The organism is Mesorhizobium sp. M1A.F.Ca.IN.020.04.1.1 (genome assembly GCF_003997315.1).
In the GTDB taxonomy this organism is placed as follows: Bacteria; Pseudomonadota; Alphaproteobacteria; order Rhizobiales; family Rhizobiaceae; genus Mesorhizobium.
This window is the reverse complement of record NZ_RZSN01000313.1, coordinates 1-3,252: the sequence shown is the minus strand read 5'-3', so window position 1 is coordinate 3,252 and position 3,252 is coordinate 1. Positions and strand designations below refer to the sequence as shown.

The 3,252-nt window shown below is 66.1% G+C and carries 4 protein-coding genes; 1 reads left to right on the top strand and 3 read right to left on the bottom strand.

The features are described from left to right. The coding region (locus EOA49_RS31115) for an MFS transporter (RefSeq protein WP_164749357.1) at positions 1-536 on the bottom strand (536 nt) is incomplete at its 3' end. A 48-nt stretch (positions 537-584) separates the two neighbouring features. Here EOA49_RS31115 and EOA49_RS31110 point away from each other — a divergent pair. Further along, entirely contained in the window at positions 585-1,124 is a 540-nt protein-coding gene (locus EOA49_RS31110) for an Lrp/AsnC family transcriptional regulator (protein WP_095776664.1), read from the top strand. A gap of 9 nt (positions 1,125-1,133) precedes the next feature. Here the strand turns inward: EOA49_RS31110 and EOA49_RS31105 are convergent, their stop codons facing one another. Continuing rightward, the gene (locus tag EOA49_RS31105; RefSeq protein ID WP_127240745.1) at positions 1,134-2,420 is read right to left on the bottom strand and encodes a D-tagatose-bisphosphate aldolase, class II, non-catalytic subunit; all 1,287 of its coding nucleotides are present in this window, start codon (positions 2,418-2,420) and stop codon (positions 1,134-1,136) included. Next, positions 2,417-3,252 (bottom strand): sugar kinase (locus tag EOA49_RS31100; RefSeq protein ID WP_164749356.1); only part of this gene is annotated, 836 nt, incomplete at its 5' end. The genes EOA49_RS31105 and EOA49_RS31100, both read right to left, overlap by 4 nt.

The following is a 3,252-nucleotide window of genomic DNA, read 5'->3' as shown; positions in this document are numbered from 1 at the left end:
GGGGCGAAGCCGGCCCGCCAATGGATGAGATCGGCAAGCACCGCCGACAGCGACACCCCGGCGACCATGGAGAGCGTCCAGCCGGTCAGCACGACGCCGATCGTTCCGCTCTCGCGGCCGGGCGGCGCGATCGCTGCGGAGCTGGCGTAGATCGCCGGCATGGCGACGCCAGCAGCGATGCCGGCAACGAGCTGGGCCGCGACCAGCGCCGCCACCGTCGGCGCGAGCGCGCTGCCCACCAGCGCCAGCGCAAGCAACAGCAATGCGCCCTGCAGCATGCGGCGGGCGCCGATCCGGTCGATATAGCGGGCAAGAAAAAGCGCGCTGGCCGAGGTGCCGAGGCCGAAGGCAGCGGCGGCCGTCATCACCGCCGGCACGCTTGCCGCGAAGGATGCCGCGACGGCGGGCGCAATCGGCCCTAGAACCAGTGAGTTGGAGCCGATGACGGCGATGCAGCCGGTGAGCAGGTAGGCTGCGGCCGGGATCGGTGCACGGGACGCCGCAGTCAGAATCGCTGATTGATCACTGTTCGACATATCTCCATAGTGGCCGAATTGAATTCAGTATCAATGGAGAATTTCCAAATGGACTCAGAAACAGATGACGTTCAGCGGAACAAGCAGCCAACCCGTGAGGTCGACCCGATCGACCGAAAAATATTAGGCGTTCTGGTCGACGATGCGACCATCAGTTATGCCGAGCTCGGCGATCGTGTCGGCCTGTCGCCGCCGGCGGCGCATGAGCGGGTGAAGCGGCTCAGGCGCAGCGGCGCCATCCGCGCCACCTCGGCGATCATCGATCCGAAGGCCGTGAAGAAGCCGCTGCTCGCCTTCGTGCACATCGATACCAGGGGCTGGGGCAAGACGCCGGAATTGATGGCGATCTCGGAATGCCCGGAAGTGGAAGAGATCCATTCGGTCGCCGGCGACACCTGCATGCTGCTCAAGGTGCGCACCGAGGACACAAGGGCGCTGGAAGGCCTGCTGTCTCGTATCTACGAGACGCCGGGCGTGGTCTCGACGCGCAGCTATGTGGTGCTTTCGACCTATCTCGAACGGCCGGTGCAGCCAGAGATCACGGCCGAATGGCCGGCACCCAAACATATGGCGACGCCTGTCTACTAATCCGCCGGCTTACGGGATCGTGGCGCTGCGATAGGTATCGAGGACGCGCGTGACGCTGGCAATCAGAAGCTCATGCGCGGTCGGCGTGATCCGACCGGCGCCGACCTCGGCATCGAGATGGCCGAGATACTGGCTGATCAGGGGGCGTGGAATCTCGCGATCGCCGAGCGCCGCCAGCAGCGCTTCGGTCGCATGCTGCGCATCGGGTGATGGCCAGTAGTAGCGGATGCGGTCGCTGAAGGAGAAATGCCGCTGCAGGCGCTGCTCGTCAGGCGTTCCCGGATAATATTTCTGCCAATTGCCGGGTGAGGCCAGCATGATGCGTTCCATCGCGGCCGGCAAGCTTTCGCGCGAGGGATCGGGCGCGAGCGCGTCGGCGATGTGGCTCAGGCCATAGAGCGCCTCGCGCAATGCGAAGGTGAGCCAGGGGCCGACCTTGAGGATGGCGAAGCCGTCGCGCACGAGCGCGGCCAAAGCTTCCGCCGGCTGATAGTCGGTCGAATGCGCCTCGAAGACGAATTGCGGCTGGCTTTCCAGGGCCGCGACCAGCTTCGTCGCCCTCTCGGGCGCATAGGCGATGATGTCGGCATTGCCGAATTCGACGCCGGGCTGAACGACGACGCCGACAGCCCGGGCAAAAGCGGCATCGAGGCCGAGACGGCAGAAGGCCTGGCGATGGAGCTCGACCGTGCGGAGCGCATCGGCCGGCTCGGTCACATGCATATGGTCGAGCGCTTCCAGCGCGCCGCCCGGAACCGGCACTTCGGTGCCGATGATGTAGACAGGTTTTTCACCGCCCGAGCGGGCGACCGCCGCCTCGGCAACCGCCGCAAGCTCGGCCGCGCGCGCGGCAATCGTCTCGTCGGCGAGTGCCACGGAATCGCCGGCACAAGCCATGCTGGTGTCGAGATGCAGCTTGGTGAAGCCGGCGGAGGCATAGGCGTCGATCATCGCCGCCGCCTTGTTCATCGCTTCCGCCGCGGGCAGATGCTTCCAAGGATTCGGGCCGAGGTGATCGCCGCCGAGGATCAGCCGGTCGAACGGAAAGCCGGTCCTGCCTGCTTGCGTCTCGACGAAGGCTCGAAAGGCGGCCGGGGTCATGCCGGTATAGCCGCCCTCGTGATTGACCTGGTTGCAGGTCGCCTCGATCAGCACATCGGCGCCATTCCTCGCGCCGTGGCGGAGCGTCGCTTCGATCACCAGCGGGTGCGCCGAACAGATCGAGGCGATGCCGCCCTTCGCGCCTGCCGCGCGGCGAGCGGCGATGCCCGCAAATCTTGCCGTGGCGCCGGTCATGCGCGTGCGGTCGCTTTTGCGATGAAGGCCTCGACGTCGGCGAGCCGGTGAATGCCTTCCATCGGCCCCTTGCGGGTAACGGCGAGCGCGCCGCAGGCATTGGCGATGCGCAGTGCATCGGCGGGCGAGGCACCGCGCAGCCAGAAGGAAACGAAGGCGGCGCCGAAGCAATCGCCGGCGCCGGTCGGATCGACTTCCTCGACCACAAAGCCGGGCATGGCGAGCGTGCCCTTGCGGTCGTGATAAGTGGCGCCATCGGCGCCTTTCTTCAGCACGATGCAGGAGATGCCTCGCCCCAGCAATTCGCGGACCGCGGCCTGTTCGTCGCTGGCGGAGGAGAAAAGGAACAGTTCGTTGCCGCTCGGCAGGAAGACATCTGTCTGCGCGAGCACATGATCGAGCGCCTGACGCGTGCCGGACGCCTGCATGATCTCGCGACGGATGTTCGGATCGAAGGACACCGTGCCGCTCTTGGCCTTCACGGCCGCGATCGCGGCGAGTGCGACGTCGGTGGCGCGATCGGAAAAAAGCGAAGAGCCCATGACATGGACATGATCGGCTCCGGCCAAGAGCCGCTTGGCGGCATCGTCCATTTCCAAAAGGCCGGCGGCGCTGTTCCGGATATTGAAAACAAAATGCCTGGATGCATCGGTCCGGTAGGCGACGAAGGCGGTGCCGGTTGCATGGCCTTCACGGACGGCGATTGCCGAAACGTCGGCGCCGAGCGCGCTGAGCCGGTCGATGTTCAACTGGCCGAAATCGTCTCCGCCGACGGCGCCGATGAGACCCGCAGGCTGGCCGAGCGCCGCCGCTTGGCCGATGAAGATCGCCG